Below are 19,639 nucleotides of genomic sequence, written 5' to 3'. Positions count from 1 at the left end.
CATAAATTTCACTAAAGCTCAATTTATTAAGACAGCCCTCAAAAAAAATAATTATTAATTTTTTAATCATCAGTTTTTGAAATATTAATTTCTTTTAAACCATAAAGACTTTCAAGTTCATTTGCAAGATTTACTACTTCTTTCTCGTTTAAATTATAAATGGAAACTTCTTCTCCATAATTTAAAATTTCCATAATTAAAATATTTTCCCTAAAAAGACTTAGTTTATAAAAATTTAATGTTTGTTTATCCTTCAATAAAATATTTAAAAGCCCATCTCTTAAATCCTCATCAATAATTCCTGAACCAATTTCTTCAAAGGATTCATTTTCATCATAGGCTCCATAATTTTTAATAAATTCTCTTGCAATTTTATCTTCTTCAAGGGATCTTATTTCAAAAAAGTCTGCCTTTCCAAGATAAAGCCTTACAAGGTCTTTTAAAAAACTTATGTCTAAATTTCCATCAAAAAATATTTCATTTTCAAAAGTTAAATAATACATTTTAATCCTCTTTATTGTATAAGAAATAGAAATTTATAAAGATATCTGATTGTTCCATATAATACATATCAATATTTCTAAAAATTATCTTGTATTTGCTGCCCTTAAAGTCGCCAGTAATTGAAAGGTCATCTGGATTTATTGTTCCATTTGACTTTTGAAGGGTTTCAAGCTTATCACCAAGAGCCTTTAAATCAATTTCTTGAAGGAGGGTTTTTTCTTCCCCTTCCGTGGCAAAAATTTCTATAGTCTTAGAGTTGAATTTTATTTTGTAGTTTGAAATTTGACTTTCTTTTGCCGAAGAATCAATGACAGTCATTTTTTCATAGCCTTCTATATCTAAAAGTGTATTTTCGTCTAAATAATAAAAATTGTACTTAGTTTCATAATTGTTGTCTAGTTCAAATCCTAAGGAACTTTCCATTTGCTCTAAATCCTTCAAAGAACCTTCGGAAAAATAATCCAAGGACTTATCTCTGTGATTATTTCTCAAGTAGGAGATTGTTGAAATTATTGTTTCCCTATCTTCCTTTGAAAGATCATCCTTTGAAATTATTTTTCCGCTTTCAAGCATTCCATTTTTTGTCAAAACTCTTTCCAACCTATTTGCTTGATTTTTAAAGGAAAGCCTATAGGATGAAATTGGTCCTAAACAGGAAATTAAAATTACGCCGCTTAAAATTATTGGTATAAAAATATTAGAATTTTTTCTGTAGGTTAGATAGTAAATTTGGGAAATTAAAACCCATGTGCCTCCTGCAATGACAAAATACCTATTTTCTGTTAAGCCATATTCTCTAATTCTTATAATAATTGATAGGAACATCATGGCAAGAAGGGGCATTAAAACATAAGGATAATATCTCCTAAAATTTAAAATGGCTTTTCCTTCCAGCTTTTGGGCAAAAAATTGGTAAAAAACTGTGAAGATGGCAAACCACAAAACTAAATTGACAATGGTTCCCTTGGGAAGCTTCCAAATAATTAAAATTTTTAAAAAGTAAATCAGTAAAATTGCTGAATAAATTAAAATTAAAGGCAAAATAATATATAACATTAAAACTCTTGTGGCCTTTGAAAACTGACTGTCATTAAAAGATTCTCTCGTCTTTGGAAAGTTAGACAGAAAAATTGCCACATTAAAGCATAAAAATAGAAAATAAAATATTTTCATATATATATTATCGGTAAAATAAATATTAAAAAGTGATTTTAGGGCAAAAATTATGGCACTTATTCCTATGAAGGCCACAGTTGAATATATATTAGCAATTATAAAGGAGTCAATTATCTTTGAAACGTAGGAAACATAGTCTTTGTGATAGGAAAGTTTTGCAATATAAGAAGCCATTACAATAAAAACTCCCAGCATGCCAAAATAAATATATTTATTTTCATAGGCAAAAAATCCCAAGTCCTTAGAATAAATAACTTCATAAAGACCATACATTAATGGGAGTGAAAGGGCGTAGGCAACAAAAGTGCTTAAATAATATGCCCTTTTTGCCTCCTTATTTTCCACTTGTCCAATTAAAGCTTCAAGACCCAAAGCAATTACTGTATAAATAAAAATTCCTGCAATAAATAAAGCCCCATATCTTGAATAAATTACATGTCCTTCATCAATTGATCTAAAATTTAAAGCCTTGGCCATGGAAAAACTAGCCAAAAGTGATGAAATCATAGTTACGGGAAATCTTTTAATAGAACTTGTGACATTTTTTAAAGTTTGATAAATTGTTCTAAATATTTTCATAAAATCTCCTTCCTGAAATAATAATATACTATTTTTATTAATTCAACAAGTGTTTTACCCCTATTCCTTAAAACTATAACCAATTTGTGACTTTTTTAGGTCGTAAACAATTTTTCCCCTATAAATTGTATAGATGGTCCTTGCTTTTAAGGGATAGTTAATAAATGGTGTGTTGGAGGATTTTGAATAAAATTTATCTAGGCTGTATTCCATATTAGTATCAAAAATTGTTATATCTGCACTTTCGCCAATTTTTAATGAGCCGCCTGGCAAATTATATTTTCTGCAAGGATTTAAGGACATAATTTCAATTAATTTTTTTATGTCAATTATTTTTTCCTCCACTAAATTTTTGTAACAAAGTCCAAGAGAAGTTTCAAGACCAATAATTCCTGATGGGGCCTTGATAAGTTCTCCACTTTTTTCTTCTTTTGAATGGGGTGCATGATCCGTTGCAATTATTTCTAAAGTCCCGTCTTTTATCCCCTCTAAAACCCTAAGCCTATCTTCCTCACTTCTCAAAGGCGGGTTCATTTTTGCATTTGCACCATATTTTAAAAGGGCCTCATCTGTAAGGGAAAGATGGTGGGGAGTTACTTCTGCAAAAATATTTGCCCCTTTTGATTTTCCATATCTAATTAAATCAACACCCCTTTTTGTTGAAATATGTTGAATATCAATTTTTGCGCCAGTATAAAGAGCATATTCCACATCCCTCGCTATAAAAGATGACTCTGCAAGACTTGGAGAACCATAGATTTTAAAGTGGTCAGAAATTTTTCCGTGATTTATTCCATTTTCAGAAATTAAATATGGATCTTCTTCGTGAAAGGCTATTATCGAATTTAATTCCTTTGTTTTTTTCATAGCCTCTAAAAGCAAGTTTGAATTTTTATTGGGGATGCCGTCATCAGTAAAGCCAACTGCTCCTGCTTCCAAAACTTTTTCCATATCTACAAGTTCCCTGTCCTTAAAATTTTTTGTTAAGGCTGAAACTGTGTAGACCTTTAAGGGAAGGTCCTTTGCTCTTTGGTAAAAATCTTTTATCTTTTCTCCATCATCCATTATGGGATTTGTATTTGCCATACAGATAACAGATGTAAAACCGCCGGCTATGGCAGAAAGTGAACCTGTCTGTAAATCTTCCTTATATGTATAACCGGGATCTCTAAAATGAACGTGGACATCACAAAAACCAGGGGCAACAATAAGACCCTTGGCATCAAGAATCTCATCATTTTGATCTTCAATTTTTCCAATTTTAAAAATCTTTCCGTCCTTAATTTGCAGGTCACAAATTTCGTCTATATTATTTTCAGGATCAATAATCCTTCCATTTTTTATTAGCATTTTATCTCCCCTCTTTTTCTCTAAAATATATTTTGCTCTCAGAAATTAAAGATGTTGTTCCTAAAATTAGAATGGGATATGAATCCCCACTCATTTCAAGGGCCTCTTTAATGTCCCTGCTTTCTCTTACAAAAATATTATTTTCTCTTAATATTTCTCTTTGCTTTGATGTAAAAACATAATGAGCATTAGATGTTTTTGTCAAAATAATTTCTTGAGACAAATCTTTCATTTGATTGCAAACTCCCAAAAAATCCTTGTCATCAGGAACACCCACAATACTTGTAATTTTCTTTATGCCAAGTTCTTTTAAAGATTTTTTAAGTTCTGGGCAAGATTTTCCATTTATGCAGGCATCTAAAATTATAAGGGGATCTTTTGAAATAATTTCAAATCTTGCAGGATAAGATAAATTTCTTAAATTTTTTTTGACAAGGTCTAAATCAAAATCCCCAAAAATATCATAGGCAGCTGCCAAAGCCAAAAGGGCATTTTCCACTTGGTGTTTCCCAATGAGGGGAATTTTAATGTCCCTAAAAACTTTTTCCCCAATAAATCCGTCAAAAGTCATGCCATCAAGAGAATATTTTATACTATCTGCCCAAAAATCTTCGCCATAGATTTTTAGCTGAACTCCTACTTCTTTTGCCTTATCTTTTAAAATTTTTAAAACTTCTAGGGCTTGGCTTGCACTATAAATGCACTTTTGCCCTTTTTTTATAATTTCCTTTTTGTCATGGGCAATTTCTTCTAAACTTGATCCCAGTTCTCTTGTGTGTTCTAAAAATATTTTATTAATAATTGCATAGTCATGAATAGGATTATTTACATCGTCATACTTTGCCCCCTTGCCAAGTTCCAAAACATTTATGTCAGTTTTTTGGTTCTTAAAATAAACAAGGGCAAGGGCCGCTTCTAAAGCCATAGGGCTTAGTGGGATGTCATCTGGAAGATTTTCAATAATAGGATCAAATAATTTTTTAACCGTCTCCATATTTTTTACAAAATCCTCTTCTGAAATATCCTTTCCATTAATTTTAAATCTTTCATTAATTCTATAAATATGGGGGCTAGTGAAAAGTCCCACCTTAAATTTAGTCATAAGAATTTGTGAAAGCATATTTGCTACGCTACCCTTCCCTTTTGAGCCAGTTATGCAAATATTTGGATATGAAGATAGACCTTCTAAAATTTTTTTTGAAAGCTCGGGGTGTCTTTTTTTTGCATCCCTATCTCCATATTTTTGAAATTTTTCTGCCCTCATATAAGACTTATAAATATAATCTTCAGCTTCTTTTCTATTCATTAAAATCTTCCCTAATAGTTTCTAAAACTTTCCCTGCTATATTTACTCCAGTCGCCTTTTCCATACCCATAATTCCTGCTGCAACATTGACTTCGCAAAAATATAGGTCATCTTTTCCAAATAATAAATCAATTCCCAAAAAGTCAATGCCCGTTATTTTATATATGTCCCTACAAATGTCATTTATCTTAGGTGTGATTTCAAAATTTGAAACCTTGCCGCCTAGGGCAAAGTTAGCCCTAAAATCTTTTTCTGACTTTCTCATCATACAGCCAGCTGCCCTTCCCCTTATAGAATAAATTCTCAAATCTCTTCCAAAAGACTGCTCAATAAATTCTTCAAAAACCCATTCTTTTTCAGGTCCATATTTTTCATTAATATTTTCAAGGCCCTCTTGATTTTTTATAAGATAAATTTCGTCACCCTCAGAACCAGTAAGGCCCTTAGCAACAAATTTTTCTCCCAAATATCTTTTTAAAAATTCATATTTTTTATCTGCCGTAGCCAAAATAAATTTTGGATTTTTAAAGTTAGAAGACTTAATATTTTCAAGCTGCTTAAATTTATCTAGGTAAATATTAAAGGCAGAAATTTCGTTATAGGACCTAGCAGCCAAATTTGAAAGTTCATCCTTAAGGTGACCAAATTTATAACGGTTGATTATAAAGTCCCTTCTTTCTAAAAGCTCGCCCCTATGAAAAAACTTCCCTTCAAAAAAACATAGATCACAAGTTCCTATTAATTTTAGGTCAATCCCCATTTTTTTAGCCTCTTCCAAAAGCCTATAGCAAGAATAGGAGCCAATCATATTTGTATATTTTGCAATTAAATACCCTTTTAATTTTTCTTTCATTTTACTTTTATTCTCTCTTCATTTAAAATCCACCACAACATCAAGGGGAAAATTATTATTACAATAATAAATTTTATAAGGCTGGTGTAGGGCAATTGTGATACTGTAAAGACTGTGCCTAAAAATGTTATTGCCTGTTGGATAGAATGTCTTTTGAAATTATAAAGCATATCCCTTCTCAAATATACAATATCATTTATAGAGCTAAGTCCCAATTGTCTTCTAATTGTTGCAGGGACTTCAACTGTATAGTCATTTAAAGACTCTGACTTTAAAAGTCTTCCTCTCACTAAATTTTCGCCAAAGCCTATTTCCACAAGATCATTGTCTTCCATGCCTAAAAGGGTCATAATATTTTTTGAAACCCTTAAAATTCCATGTCTATCATCTGTTTCAACAGACCATTTACTTCTAAGTAAAAATGTCCTAGAACCCACAAAGTAATTTAAAATCTTTTTTTCACTATTCTTTAAAAATTTTTTAACTTTATTTTTAAAACTTATTTCCTCAAATTTTTCTATGGGAGCAATTAATAATTGGCAGCTATTTTTAACAATTTCATCTTTTTGATATTCTGCTAACTTGTCTATACTATCCTTATCTTTATCAGTGAAATTTTCCCTTTCAAAGACAAAATAATTTTCTCCTTGCATTTTCCTATAATACTTTTTAAAAAGTTCTTTCTTTTCCTCGTCTAAAGAATCTAGCAAAATTTCAAATTCTTCTTTTCTTATTAGGCCTATGGGATAGTCAATATAGCCTAAAAGTAGTTTAAAATATCTGGGGATCATTATTTTTTTAGCAGCCTTACCATCCTTTAAAACTCTGCCCTTGTCACCATATTTTGCCTTATTAAAATCAATACTTATTCTTGTGTCAAGAAATTCATTATAGACCATAAATTTATGGCTACTTGAAAGTTTTTTTAAATCATCGTATAAGAGATCAGAAAAAGTGATATAGTCAATTTTTTCAACCTTGGGAAGGCCCATTTCATAGACCTTGTTATCATATATATGAAGAATTATGGGCTTGCCATAAAGTAAAGATTTTTCATTTGGAGGCTCTTCCTTTTTCCACTCTCTTGAAAAGATTAAATATATAAGTCTATTGGTTAATAAAATTTCATCCCTTGCCAAAGAGTCATCGTTTTTTAAATGTATAAATTCTATGCCCCTATTGCTATTTAAAAGTCCAAAATTATGACCACGAGCATCTTCTCGTCCCTCTTCTAAAAAAGAAAAATTTACGGAAACAAGGTCCTGGGGTTTGTGAGCCTTTGCTTGGCGGCTTTTAAAAACCTTAAAGCTATTGGCGTTCCAGTCTAAATTTCCAAGACTTTTAATTATATAGACATAAGCCTTTATTAGGGCCTTAATATTTTCTTCATTTTCTTTATTAGGAACTCTGTAAGAATAATTTATTTCAGTTTGAATGGATGGTATTTTTAAATTACTACTAATATAATTTGTTATTGTGTTTTCATTTGAAGCCTTAAAATGTTTATTTGAAACTGCCTTGCCCTTTTCAATCCCCTTAAAATAATAGGCAAAAGCTTGAGAAAAAAAGTCCTTTATAAATTTACTTTTACCAAGAGATGAGTCGTTTTCGTCTATAGTTCCAAGTTCAATAGCACTTTCATGGTCTTCTGCCATTCCATGAATGTCAATTAATAGTCTTATATTATTTTCCTGACAATAAGATTTAAGGACCCTTTTGTAGGAACTTTCTTCCTCACTAGAAAAATTTGGGTCTGTGTGATTTTCTCTTCCAGCAAAAATTAAATGACAGTCTGTTAATTCATACAAAAGTAGTGATATTGCTCCAGTAAACATATCAGCATATTTTATTTCAGAGAGCCTAAAATGATTTACACTGTGGGGTGCGGAAACCATAATTGGTATAGAACCTTTTTTTATATAATAGTCATTTCCATAATTGCCATTATAATTATTGGCTGAAAAATTCTTTTCATAATTATTTAATTTTTGAATAGTATTATTTATTTCTTTCAAGATTTCCTCCGCCTATAGCCTATAAAAATCCTCTAAAAGATGAAGGGAGCCTGTAATTAAAATTAAGTCTTCTTTTTTTGCATCTTCCCTTGCAAAATTCATGGCTTCTTTTAAACCTTCAAATTTTAAAATATTTTGAGAAAACTCTCTGCCTTCTCTTTCCAAAATTTCTAAATCTTCATTTTTTTTGTCTTCAAGAGATACAAAAATTAATTTGTCAGCTTTCTTTGCCATTAGGCCAATCATTTTTTCGTGGTCTTTTTCTCCTAAAATGGATGAAATAATATAGAGCCTGCCAAAGGAAAAATTCTTAAGACTTTTCAAAAGTTTTTCCATCCCATCTAAATTATGGGCTCCGTCTAAAATTATAAGGGGATCACTTTTTGCAATTTCCATCCTTCCCCTAAATTTAGCATATCTTATCCTATTAATGGCTTCATCTAAGGATAAATTAATTATCCCCCTCTTATTTAATATATAAAGGCCGTAAAGTGCTAAAAGAGAATTTTCAACTTCATAAAGTCCAAGCTGGGAAATTTGACATGAAAAATTTCTGCCGTCTAGTTTAAAGGAAAAATAACTTCCCCCTAAATCTGACTTTAAAATTTCAAGGTCCAAATTTTTTGTGTAGTAAATTTTGGCACATTTTTCTCTGGCCTCATCTTCCAAAACTTTTAAAATCTCCTGCTTTTCATTAGAGGTTACAATACGGCCTTTTTCTGTGATTATGCCGGCCTTTTGATATGCTATCTCCCCTAAAGTATTACCCAAATATTTTGTATGATCATAGGAAATTGATGTAATTAGGGATAAAATTTTATTTTTAGGCTCAATAATATTTGTAGAGTCTGCCCTTCCGCCCATGCCAACTTCCAAAATTCCAAGGTCAATTTTTTTACTTGCAAAATAAATTAAGGCTATGGCCGTCAAAAATTCAAAATTATTAAGAGGGCCAAAGTCTTTAATTATTAATTTTTCCTTATTTAAAATTTCTGTGCTAATGGCGATAAAATCTTCTTCCGATATTTTTTCGTCATTAATCACAATCCTATCTCTATAGGAAAAGAGGTGGGGAGAAGTATAAAGTCCTACTTTGTAATCTGTCTTTAAAATTTCCTTTAAAAAATAGGATGTGGAGCCCTTGCCATTTGTGCCAGCCACATGAATGACTTTAAAATTATTTTCAGGGCTGTCAAAGGCTTCCAAAAATTTCTTTATCCTAATATTTCCATAGGACCTAAACTTCCCAACTCTTTCTTCTATATTTTTAATTATTTCTATATAGGTCATTTATTTTCTAATTGTTTTAATCTTTCTTCTATATTTTTTAAGATGTCAGAATATTTGGTAATCTTTGCCTTTTCTTCTTCAACAAGCTTTGCTGGTGCTTTGGCAATAAAACCTTCGTTGTTAATTTTCCCTTCAGCTCTTTTTATTTCAGAAATGGCAGTTTTCTTTTCCTTTTCAAGTCTTGCTCTTTCTTTTTCATAGTCAATTAAGTCTGAAAGGGGAAGGATTATTTCTGCCCTATCAAGGACAATAGAAACTTGATCTTTATTTTTTATACCTTCATCAGATGAAATGGATAGAGATTTTGCAAAACCAAGGTTTTCCATTTGTAGCTTATTTTTTTCAAAAATTTCCGCAATATCCTTATCTTTTGTAAAAATTATTGTATTTGCCTTTCTTGAATTTTCAATATTCATTTGACTTCTTGTGTTTCTAATATTTTTAATGGCATTTTCTATATAGTCAATGGCACTTTCCTCCTTAGGAAAATTTAATTCTTCCTTAACTTCAGGCCACTTTGCAATAATTAATGGACTTTTCCTTCCAGGAAGACTTTGCCAAATTTCTTCTGTAATAAAAGGCATAAAGGGATGAAGAAGTTTTAAAATATTTTCAAGAACATATAATAAAACTTTCATGGTGTTAGACTTATCATTTGTTGAATATAAAATTGGTTTAACCATTTCAATATACCAGTCGCAGAAATCTGACCAAATAAAATCGTAAATATCTGCAGCCGCCATTCCAATTTCATACTTGTCAATTTTTTCACTTATAGATTTTATGGTCTTTTGAGTTTTTGTAATTATCCACTTATCTTCATCTGACAATTTTTCAATATCAAAATTTGAGTCAAGAATATCTTCACTTAAATTCATAAGTAAAAATCTTGATGCATTCCATAATTTGTTTGCAAAATTCCTCGAAGATTCGACTCTCTTAATATAAAATCTCATATCATTTCCTGGTGTGTTTCCTGTAACAAGAGTAAATCTTAAAGCATCTGCCCCATACTTATCAATTATTTCAAGGGGATCAATTCCATTTCCAAGACTCTTTGACATCTTTCTTCCTTCTCCATCCCTAACAAGACCATTTAATAAAACGTCTTTGAATGGAAGCTTATCCGTTTGTTCAAGAGATGAAAATACCATTCTGATTACCCAGAAAAATATAATATCATAGCCCGTTACTAGAACATCTGTTGGGAAGAAATAATTTAGGTCTTCTGTATCATCTGGCCAGCCCATAGTTGAAAATGGCCAAAGGGCAGATGAAAACCATGTGTCAAGAGTATCTTCATCTTGGACAAATTTTCTTCCCCCATATTCTTCTTTGCCATTTGGATCATCAAGTGAAACAACATAGTCCCCATTTTCATCATACCAGACTGGAAGTCTGTGGCCCCACCAAAGCTGCCTAGAAATATTCCAATCCCTAATATTTTCAAGCCAGTTTTCGTAAATTTTTCCAAATCTATCAGGCACAATATTAAGTTCTCCATTTCTATAAGCTTCAAGAGCAGGTTTTGCTAGAGGGGCCATTTCAACAAACCATTGTTTTGAAATTAAGGGTTCAATAACAGTCTTACATCTTGAGCAGTGACCTACTGCATTGTGGTGAGCTTTTTTGCCGATAAAAAATCCCTTGTCTTCAAAATCTTTAATAATCTTTTTTCTAGCCTCATATCTTTCCATGCCGGCATAGGTTCCAGCATTTTCATTTAAATGACCGTCATCGGTCATAATTTTTAATTGTCCTAAATTATGTCTTGCACCAACTTCAAAGTCGTTGGGGTCATGGGATGGAGTGATTTTTACGGCTCCTGAACCAAATTCCATGTCAACATATTCATCAGAGATAATTGGAATTAATTTATTGCCCATAACAGGAATTTTTACATTTCTGCCAACAATATCCTTATATCTTTCATCATTGGGATTAACAGCAATTGCCAAGTCGCCAGGAATAGTTTCAGGCCTTGTTGTGGCAATTTCTATGCCCCCATCTCCATCTTCAAAGGGATATAAAAAATACCATATTTCGCCGTCATGTTCTTCATGATCAACTTCTGCATCTGAAATTGAAGTCTTGCAAGTTGGGCACCAATTTATAATTCTTGATCCCCTATAAATAAGTCCCTTTTCATAAAGCCTAATAAATACTTCTCCAACAGCCTTTGAAAGCATTTCGTCTAAGGTAAATCTATCCCTTGACCAATCACAAGATGCTCCAAGTTTTCTGAACTGCTTTTTAATATTTCCACCATATTTTTCAGTCCATGCCCAAGCTTCTTTCAAAAATTCTTCCCTACCAATGTCTTCCTTTTCCTTGCCTTCATCTTTTAATTTTGCAACTATTTTTGCTTCAGTTGAAATTGATGCGTGGTCAGTTCCTGGAAGCCAAAGGGTACTAAAACCTTCCATTCTCTTAGTGCGAATTAAAATATCTTGAATTGTGCCATTTAAAGCATGGCCCATATGAAGATTTCCCGTAACATTTGGCGGCGGCATAACAATTGAATAAGCCTTCTTATTTTTGTCCACTTCCGCCACAAAGTAATTATTCTTCATCCAAAAATCATAAATTTCCTCTTCAAATTTTTTAGGATCATATACCTTATCTAACTCTTTCATATTTCTCCTTTCAATAAAAAAAGTCTTTCATCCTAAGGACGAAAGACGCGGTACCACCTTAATTTTTATTTATAAAAAATAAACTCTCAATATTTTTAACGAAATAAATCGTTCCAAACTACTTTTTTCATTTGGAAGGCAAAAAAGCTACCTTGGTAATTAATAAATAAAACTTTTCAGCTGCCAGTTTCTCTCTAAAAATTATTAAAAACTACTCCTCTTTTTTATAGCCTTATTAAACTACATTAATTATATTTATAAATGTTATTTTTGTCAAATATAACATTTTGTCTTCATCTAACGGGGAATAAAGCCCATTTTCTTGTATACTTTTCTCACAGTTTTTGCCGCAATATAGGATGCTTTTTCTGCCCCTTCTTTATAGACTTTTTCAAGATAAGCCTTGTCATCACGAATTTCCTTAAACTTTTCTCTTATGGGCCTTAGACCTAAAGTTACTACTTCTGCCAATTCTTCTTTAAAAATACCGTAGCCCTTGCCCTCATATTTACAAACAATTTCATCTGTGCTTAGGCCACTAAAAGATGCATAAATATCTATAAGATTTTTAAGACCCTTTTGATCGTCATTATAGGAAATTTTCCCAAGAGAATCTGTTACAGCTTTTTTTAATTTTTTTCTCGTTTCATTTTCATCTTCAATAATTAAAATAAAGCCGTCTTTATTAGAATCAGATTTTGACATTTTTGACATAGGATCTTGAAGGGACATAATCCTTCCCCCAACTTTTGCTGGCAAAATTTCAGGAATTGTAAAAGTTTCAGAATATCTTGAATTAAATCTTTCGGCAATATCTCTAGTGATTTCAAGATGCTGTCTTTGATCTTCCCCAACAGGAACAAAATTTGTATTGTAAAGTAAAATATCAGCTGCCATAAGAACAGGATAATTTAAAAGTCCTGCTTCAACTTCCTTAACCTTTTGAGATTTTGACTTAAATTGAGTCATTCTTTGAAGCTGACCAAGACCAGTAATTGTGTTTAAGGCCCAAGCAAGTTCTGTATGTTCATGAACATGAGATTGTATATAAATAATTGACTTTTCAGGATCAATTCCCGCTGCCAAATAAAGGGCAATTAAATCAAGGGTATTTTTTCGTAAATTTTTGGGTTCTTGGTGCACAGTGATTGCGTGAAGGTCTGCTATACAATATAAGCATAGATAATCATCTTGCAGGTCCTTAAAATTTCTTAAAGCCCCAATATAATTTCCAATTGTAAGTGAGCCTGAAGGCTGAATACCACTATAAACTACTTTCTTTTCCATAAAAACCTCTTTTCTTTATATATAAATATGCACATAATATACTTAAACATTCAATAATTGTTACTAAAAAACTTCCTTCAGGCCCATAAATACCTCCCATTGCATTAACATTTAAACTTTCTATGCCAATGAGTCCTTCTATTTTTACTTGTCCACTGACAGGCAACCCATAAATTAAAGACATGGAAAAATTCCAAGCACTATGAGCACCACTTACAAGTAAGATATTTTTACAAGCAAGTATTAAAATCCCGTAGAAAATTCCAACTAAAAAAGTATTTAATGCTGATAAAAAAGTATATCCTCCATTAAAAAGATGCAGGAGGGAAAAAATGATGGCAGGTATTAAAACTGCATAGCTTGCCTTCATCTTTTCAAATAAATACCTGGTAAAAATTCCCCTTACTAAAAATTCTTCAGAAGTTGACTGAATAGTAAATCCTATTAAAAACATAAAAAACTTTAAATCTATTCTATTAAAGTTTATATTTTTAACTTGAGCATAGGAAAAAATCATTGCCAAAATAACAAATAAACTTATTTGAAGGAATCCTAGAAAAAAACCTAGGGAAAAATTTTCAAGTAACTTTTCCCTTTTTAGCCATATATAAGAAAAATTTTTCTTCAGTATAAATTTTACAAATATTAAAGATGCCAAAAGCTGGCCAATAGTTGCAAACAAAAAAACCAAGACATCTCTTTCATTTGTCATAGTAAAATTTGCATCTAGTCCGAAGATTAAAGATAAAATTACTATTGAAGCAATTTGCAGACCAACAACTAGGCCCATTAAAAATAAAAATCCTAAAAAAATTTTTAATGATTTTTTCATCTTTTTAGCAAATCTCCCATAGATTTATTTACCATATATCTTATTTTCTCTTCATCTACAGTTACAAGCTGCCTATTTTTCATTAAAAATTTACCATCAACCATTAAATCTTTAATATCCTCTGACTGAGCAGAATAGACCAAGGCGTTAATTAAATTATTTCTTGGTGTAAAATTATTTGAATTAAGGTCAAAAACTGTTAAATCAGCAATGTATCCCTCTTTAATAAGTCCAATATTGTCAAAACCCATGGCCTTTTCACCGTTTACAGTTGCCATCTTTAAAATTTCTATAGCCTTAACAGCTTCCTCATCCATTTCCCTAGCTTTATTTACAATGGCACCAATATGCATATCTTCCATTAAATTTTGATTGTTATTTGAAGATGAACCGTCAGTACCAATGCCCATTTTAATATTATTCTTTAAAATTTTTTCAACTGGCGTAAAACCGCTGGCAAGCTTTAAATTTGATGAAGGATTATAAATAGGATAAAATCTTTTATCCTTTACAAGATCAATTTCCTCATCTGTAATATGGACGCAGTGAGCAGCAATGACATGGGAATCTAAAAGTCCCAAAAAATTTACATATGCAATTGGAGTCATGCCATGGGCTTTTTGGCAGTCTGAAAGCTCACCCTTAGTTTCTGAAAGATGAATATGGATAATATCATCAAATTCATTTTTCGCCATTTCAGAAATTTCCCTTAAATAATTTTCGGAGCAGGTATAAATAGCGTGAGGTGCAGGAGCAACTCTAATTCTGCCACCCGCCCTTCCATTGTAATTTTTATAAAATTTTCTAAAAGATTTTAACTTAGCCTCACCAAGACCATCATTATCAGTAAGACCCCTAGTAAAAACTCCTCTTAAACCAATTTCAATAGCCCCGTCACAGACCCTATCCATTTCATAATACATATCACATACACAGCTTACGCCAGATTTAATATTTTCAGCCATGGAAAGAAGGCTGCCCCAATAAATATCATCAGGAGTTAATTTTGCTTCAATAGGCCAAATTTTACTTTCAAGCCAATCCATTAGCTTTAAATCATCAGCATAATTTCTAAAAAGACTCATGCCAAGATGAGTGTGTCCATTTACAAAAGATGGCGTCAAAAGTTTGTCCTTGCCATCATAAACTTCATAGGCCTTAAGCTTTAAATCCTTAGCAATTTTTGAAATCTTATTATCTTCAACAAAAACATCATAATCTTCCAAAATCTTTTCATTTTCTAAGTCCAAATAATTTATATTTTTAAATAAAACGCTCATTAAATCACCAAAATAATTATAACATAAAGAAGTGATTTTTGTTTTACTCTTGTAAGGAAAGCCATTCTTCTTATTTATTATTATTATTATTAAAACAGCCCTCCATTTCTTTTTTATTTTTTAAAAGCAGGACAGCCCTAAAGGACAGCCCTGCTTTTGTTTTTTTATTTAATTATGTCTTTATTTATTGGCTCTATGTCAAATATTGGGGAGACTCGTTAACTCGAGTCTCTTTCTTTATGTAAAAATCAATACATAGACGCTAATAGAATATCAAAACTAAAATAAATAAAAACTACTAAAAATAAACATAGCAAATAAAACCCCTAGGGGTTTTGCAAAATTTTTCCTGTTTTTTGTCACTACTTACAAGCAAACATAATTCTTTTTCTAAATAAATTAAAATTTTTCATACCAAAACAATTTCTCTTTAAAGTCTTTATCTTAGTATGTGTGCCTTCAAGAGGACCATTAGACCAAGGATAATCAAAAGAGTTACATATCTCATCAAACCAGTTATTAAAAGCAGTGATACAAGCTTTAAATTCTTTTAAATTAGATTCTTCAGCTCTTTTTATCCATTCTCTTAGAGATTTAGCTGCCCTAACTCTATTGGGTTGGGTAAGAACATATTGGTAGAATAACTCCTTTAACCTATATGCTAATTTTAAATCTTCACTAATATTAAGCATTAGAGAAACATCTTCAGCTTGATCAGTTGTTAGCTTAGAAGCAGGCTTTGTAAGTAGACTCCTACTTCTCTTAAAATATTTTCTAAGCTTAGAAGAAATATCTTTTTGAATCCTCTTTCTAACATTCTCCAAAGCCCATGAAACTTGCCTAATGAAATGATACCTGTCAACAATATGGATAGACTTCTTAAAGAACCTATTCTTAACAGACTTAAAGGTATTAGACATATCACTTACAAAAAACTTAACAGCTTGTCTCTCCTTGTTAGGAACTTTTTTAAAGTAGCTGAACAAAAAATTCATATCTCTAGTAGGTAAAATATTAATGATAGAGTGTTTAGCTCCATTTAGAAGTGATGTTTGGTACTTAATATTTCCACTATCCCCTTTAAATTCATCTATACAAAGGACTTCAGAAAGCTTATCTCTCGAAACACTTAAACAATTTAAAATTCTAAAAACAGTGTTAGTAGAAACATTATACCTTTTAGCAATAGATGAGATAGAGTAGAGCTCATCAAACTCAGCAACAATAGCAAAAACAAGTCTATTAGTCATAGTATGACCCTTAGCAATAAAATTAAGTTCTCTTTCAAAACGACAGCCACAAGACTTGCAATCATACCTTGTTTTCTTTAAATGAATAAGACATTTCTTTCCACGAATGTGAGTATCCTTAATCTTTTGAATTCTATGATCATGAACCCAAATCTTTTTAGAACCACAGTGAGGACAAGCATTCATCTTTTTAACAGACGCATGAACATAAACAAAGTCATTATCCTCGTCAAAGCTATCAAAAACTACATCTTTAAAACCTAACAAATTAATGTTATTATTATTTTGCACTTATATGCACCTCCTAGCTTTGTTTGTTGTTATTTTAAGTTTAGGATTAAATGCGTATAAGTGCAAATTTTTTCATAAAAATATCTGTTAGAGATTTACTCCCCAACAGATATTATAGAGCCTATTTATTTAAATAGGGACTGTCCACAAGGGACAGTCCCAAATATTTAATAATATTTTTCGTTAATGTAAGAATCTATTAAAGATTTTTTTGTTGTTTCTTCAAATATATTTTCTTCTATTAATATATCTAATAGCCACTTGGCCTTGGAATGAAATATGGCCATTTGGTGGTCATTTAATACTATTTCATAAAGTTCATTTCTTAAGGCTTTTGACTTGCATTTTATAAAGTAGGCATCCATATTTTCAAAATTTTCTATTTTTAAAATTGAAAGGACTGACCTATCTTTTTCATGATAATATTTATTTGCCAAATTTAAGTAATGATTATAATATCTGGAGTGTTTTTTTGAATTATAAAATTCTCGAGAAAGTGATCTATAATATTTTGCCATGACATTATAATATTGGTAGTTATACATGCCCTTTTCATAAGAATCAACTTTTATGTAAGGTTTTGTATTTTTTAATATTAGGTAGTCAAAATTTTTCCGCAAAAATTCTCTCTTTGTCAAATCTCCGTTGGTATATTGCATAATCAAAAATGCTCTATGTTCAAAAAAATCTTCAAATAAACTTTTTTCCCCTAGGGTTTTCACAAATTCTCCTATCTAAATTCTAAATGAAAATACAATAGGTATTAACATAGAAAGCACAAGAATTGCAATTAATACTCTTGTTGCAAATTTTCTGTTCAAACTATCACCTACTCGCCTTTTACTTCAAAAGCACATTTAGCAAGAGTTTCTGTCATATCTTCCATTAAATAATCTACGTTAATATAAATTTCTTTGTCTTCTATATCTGGAATTTTTGAAAGTTTTGATAGTACATATTCTAAATCTTCGATATTTAATTTTAATACCTTGTAAATTCCGTCAATATAAATTTTGTGAAGGTCATAATCCATTGCTAAAAGTCCACAAATAAATCCATAAAAAGATTCTATATTGTTAAGTCTATAGTTTGTTGCATTGATTAGTCTTACATTATAATCAAGACTGAAAATATGGTCGTCATCAACTTCGACAAAGGCTATGTTTCCATCACCCTTTTCCATATCTTCATTTGCTTTTTCAATTAGCCATCTTGTTTTTCCAGAGCCTTTTGCTCCTAAAATATACTTAATCATTTTAAAGTCCCCCTTATATCTCCTTGCCTAAAATTATTTTTTTTCATTTCTTCAACTATCTCATCCCGAATCTTCCACCAGGAAGTGTTCCAGTTTGAAAATAGTGAATCTTCTTCTGGGCTTCTGCCAACTAATCTTTCTATAATTATATCACTTTTTAGATGTCTTAAAAAGAGTATAACTTTTCTTTTATATTCTTCAAGGGAAATTGTTTTTATTTCTCCCTTTTCATACTGCCTTCCCATTACTGTATTTTTTAGGATATAGAGGGCGTGGATTTTTACTTCATCAACATTTAAAATTGATAAAATTTTTGCCTCTTCTATTAAATCTAAATCATCATCCCAAGGAAGACCGATAATTATATGGACGCAAATCCTTAGACCCTTTCTTTTTGCCCTTAAGGCTCCATCAATAAATTCTGCAAGTCCGTGCCCCCTATTTATTTTTTTTAGAGTGTGATAATTAACTGTTTGCAGACCTAGCTCTAAGGTAACCATATAATTTTTATTTATTTCTTCTAAATATTCTAAGTGCTTTTCAAATAAACAGTCGGGCCTTGTAGAAATACTTAGGCCCACTATATCATCAACTGAAAGAGCCTCGCTAACATCTTTTTTAAAAGTTTCAAAATCCATATAGGTATTGGTGAAATTTTGGAAATAAGCTATAAATTTTTTTGCCTTATATCTTTTTGAAATTGCCTCTTTGACCTTTTCCATTTGCTCTATAATAGTTCCTAAATTATTTTCAAAGGAGCCTCCTTCTTCGCCGCAAAAGGTGCAGCCACCAAAGCCCAGACTCCCGTCCCTATTAGGGCAAGTTATATTTAATTTTATTGGCAGTTTATAAACTTTCTCACCAAATTTTTCTTTTAAAAATTCTGAATAACTTTTATAAGTCATTTTCCTTTATATATTTAAGGACTTCTCTAGCATGGTCTTCGGCTTTAACGTCCCTAAATTCTTTTACGAGTTCTCCCTTCCTATTAAAAATAAATGTTGATCTAACTGTTTTTATAACATCTTTTCCATACATTTTGGCATCCTTTAAAACTCCAAATTCCTTGTGAATTTTTCTGTCAGGGTCTGCCAAAAGTTCTTGTTTTAAATTTTCTTTATTCTTAAAATTTTTGTGGCTTGTTACTTTATCTTTACTTATGCCTACAACTTTTGCTCCGAGTTTTTCAAATTCATCGTTAAGATCTGAAAATTCAAGGGCTTCTATGGTGCAGCCCTTTGTATAGTCCTTGGGATAAAAATATAAAACTAAAATTGAGCCTTTGTAGTCAGACAAATTTTTTTCAAGTCCTTCGCTTGATTCTAAACAAAAATTAGTCTTCAAGACTTTCATCTTCTTCTAAGAAAAGTTCATCAAATTTTGCTGATACTTTTTCAAATTCGTCATCATCTTGAATGTCTAGAAGTTCAACCTCTTCTTCTGAAATTTCATTATAAGCATATAGATATACATCTTCTCCATCTATTTCTTCTTCTGGCAGAAGGGCAATATATGTTTTTTCTTCTACTTCAAAAATTCCTAAGACTAAACATTTTGCTTCACTTCCGTCATCAAAGGTTAAAGTCAAAGTATCATAGCCTTCCATTTCTTCATGATTGTGATCATGACCGCATCCGCAGCCTTCTCCTTGATGGTGGTCTTTCATTTCTTCATGGTCATGTCCACATGAGCATTTGTTTTCTTTATCAGTCATAATATTTTTTCTCCTTTATTA

At 31.1% G+C, this 19,639-nt stretch carries 17 protein-coding genes and 1 other annotated feature; all 17 genes read right to left on the bottom strand.

The genetic code is table 11. The features are described 5' to 3' along the window. Positions 1-62 precede the first annotated feature (62 nt). Entirely contained in the window at positions 63-503 is a 441-nt protein-coding gene (locus BQ4446_RS04380) for a hypothetical protein (protein WP_071026962.1), read from the bottom strand. Position 504: 1 nt separating this feature from the next. Next, the gene (locus BQ4446_RS04375; RefSeq protein WP_071026960.1) at positions 505-2,259 is read right to left on the bottom strand and encodes a DUF4153 domain-containing protein; all 1,755 of its coding nucleotides are present in this window, start codon (positions 2,257-2,259) and stop codon (positions 505-507) included. Between the two features lie 60 nt (positions 2,260-2,319). Continuing rightward, positions 2,320-3,609, bottom strand: a complete 1,290-nt coding sequence (locus BQ4446_RS04370) for a dihydroorotase (protein ID WP_071026958.1) — start codon at positions 3,607-3,609, stop codon at positions 2,320-2,322. A 1-nt stretch (position 3,610) separates the two neighbouring features. Then, positions 3,611-4,915 carry a bifunctional folylpolyglutamate synthase/dihydrofolate synthase gene (locus BQ4446_RS04365; protein WP_071026956.1) on the bottom strand — a complete coding sequence of 435 codons (1,305 nt, stop codon included), beginning with the start codon at positions 4,913-4,915 and terminating at the stop codon, positions 3,611-3,613. Next, positions 4,908-5,768 (bottom strand): ATP-grasp domain-containing protein, encoded by an 861-nt coding sequence (locus BQ4446_RS04360; RefSeq protein ID WP_071026954.1) that lies wholly within the window; start codon positions 5,766-5,768, stop codon positions 4,908-4,910. Before BQ4446_RS04360 ends, BQ4446_RS04365 begins: the two co-directional genes overlap by 8 nt. Then, positions 5,765-7,783 (bottom strand): hypothetical protein, encoded by a 2,019-nt coding sequence (locus BQ4446_RS04355; RefSeq protein WP_071026952.1) that lies wholly within the window; start codon positions 7,781-7,783, stop codon positions 5,765-5,767. The genes BQ4446_RS04360 and BQ4446_RS04355 overlap by 4 nt, the downstream gene beginning before the upstream one ends. A 12-nt stretch (positions 7,784-7,795) precedes the next feature. Further along, positions 7,796-9,073: a bifunctional folylpolyglutamate synthase/dihydrofolate synthase gene (locus tag BQ4446_RS04350; RefSeq protein WP_071026950.1), complete on the bottom strand. Its 1,278-nt coding sequence runs from the start codon at positions 9,071-9,073 to the stop codon at positions 7,796-7,798. Further along, positions 9,070-11,709 carry a valine--tRNA ligase gene (locus BQ4446_RS04345; protein ID WP_071026948.1) on the bottom strand — a complete coding sequence of 880 codons (2,640 nt, stop codon included), beginning with the start codon at positions 11,707-11,709 and terminating at the stop codon, positions 9,070-9,072. Before BQ4446_RS04345 ends, BQ4446_RS04350 begins: the two co-directional genes overlap by 4 nt. 31 nt (positions 11,710-11,740) lie before the next feature. Continuing rightward, positions 11,741-11,946: a binding site (T-box leader), on the bottom strand. Positions 11,947-12,006: 60 nt separating this feature from the next. Beyond that, entirely contained in the window at positions 12,007-12,996 is a 990-nt protein-coding gene (gene trpS / locus BQ4446_RS04340; RefSeq protein WP_071026946.1) for a tryptophan--tRNA ligase, read from the bottom strand. Beyond that, positions 12,974-13,828: a CPBP family intramembrane glutamic endopeptidase gene (locus BQ4446_RS04335; RefSeq protein WP_071026944.1), complete on the bottom strand. Its 855-nt coding sequence runs from the start codon at positions 13,826-13,828 to the stop codon at positions 12,974-12,976. The genes trpS and BQ4446_RS04335 overlap by 23 nt, the downstream gene beginning before the upstream one ends. Beyond that, positions 13,825-15,108, bottom strand: a complete 1,284-nt coding sequence (locus tag BQ4446_RS04330; RefSeq protein ID WP_071026943.1) for an amidohydrolase — start codon at positions 15,106-15,108, stop codon at positions 13,825-13,827. The genes BQ4446_RS04335 and BQ4446_RS04330 overlap by 4 nt, the downstream gene beginning before the upstream one ends. 362 nt (positions 15,109-15,470) lie before the next feature. Next, positions 15,471-16,649, bottom strand: coding sequence for an ISL3 family transposase (locus BQ4446_RS04325; RefSeq protein ID WP_071026941.1), 1,179 nt, complete (start codon positions 16,647-16,649; stop codon positions 15,471-15,473). Between the two features lie 167 nt (positions 16,650-16,816). Next, positions 16,817-17,371 carry a DUF6648 family protein gene (locus BQ4446_RS04320; protein ID WP_071026939.1) on the bottom strand — a complete coding sequence of 185 codons (555 nt, stop codon included), beginning with the start codon at positions 17,369-17,371 and terminating at the stop codon, positions 16,817-16,819. 107 nt (positions 17,372-17,478) lie between these two features. Next, complete coding sequence (locus BQ4446_RS04315) at positions 17,479-17,904, bottom strand: hypothetical protein (RefSeq protein ID WP_071026937.1); 426 nt, start codon at positions 17,902-17,904, stop codon at positions 17,479-17,481. Beyond that, positions 17,901-18,809 carry a tRNA modification radical SAM protein MnmL/YtqA gene (mnmL, locus tag BQ4446_RS04310; protein ID WP_071026935.1) on the bottom strand — a complete coding sequence of 303 codons (909 nt, stop codon included), beginning with the start codon at positions 18,807-18,809 and terminating at the stop codon, positions 17,901-17,903. The genes BQ4446_RS04315 and mnmL overlap by 4 nt, the downstream gene beginning before the upstream one ends. Next, a complete protein-coding gene (locus BQ4446_RS04305) occupies positions 18,799-19,257 on the bottom strand; it encodes a peroxiredoxin (RefSeq protein WP_071026933.1) in 459 nt (152 codons plus the stop codon). Before BQ4446_RS04305 ends, mnmL begins: the two co-directional genes overlap by 11 nt. After that, positions 19,238-19,618, bottom strand: coding sequence for a DUF1292 domain-containing protein (locus BQ4446_RS04300; RefSeq protein ID WP_083329036.1), 381 nt, complete (start codon positions 19,616-19,618; stop codon positions 19,238-19,240). Before BQ4446_RS04300 ends, BQ4446_RS04305 begins: the two co-directional genes overlap by 20 nt. Positions 19,619-19,639: the final 21 nt, after the last annotated feature.

The sequence above is a fragment of the Peptoniphilus raoultii genome, assembly GCF_900099555.1.
In the GTDB taxonomy this organism is placed as follows: Bacteria; Bacillota; Clostridia; order Tissierellales; family Peptoniphilaceae; genus Peptoniphilus_A; species Peptoniphilus_A raoultii.
This window is presented reverse-complemented; position numbering and strand designations above follow the sequence as displayed.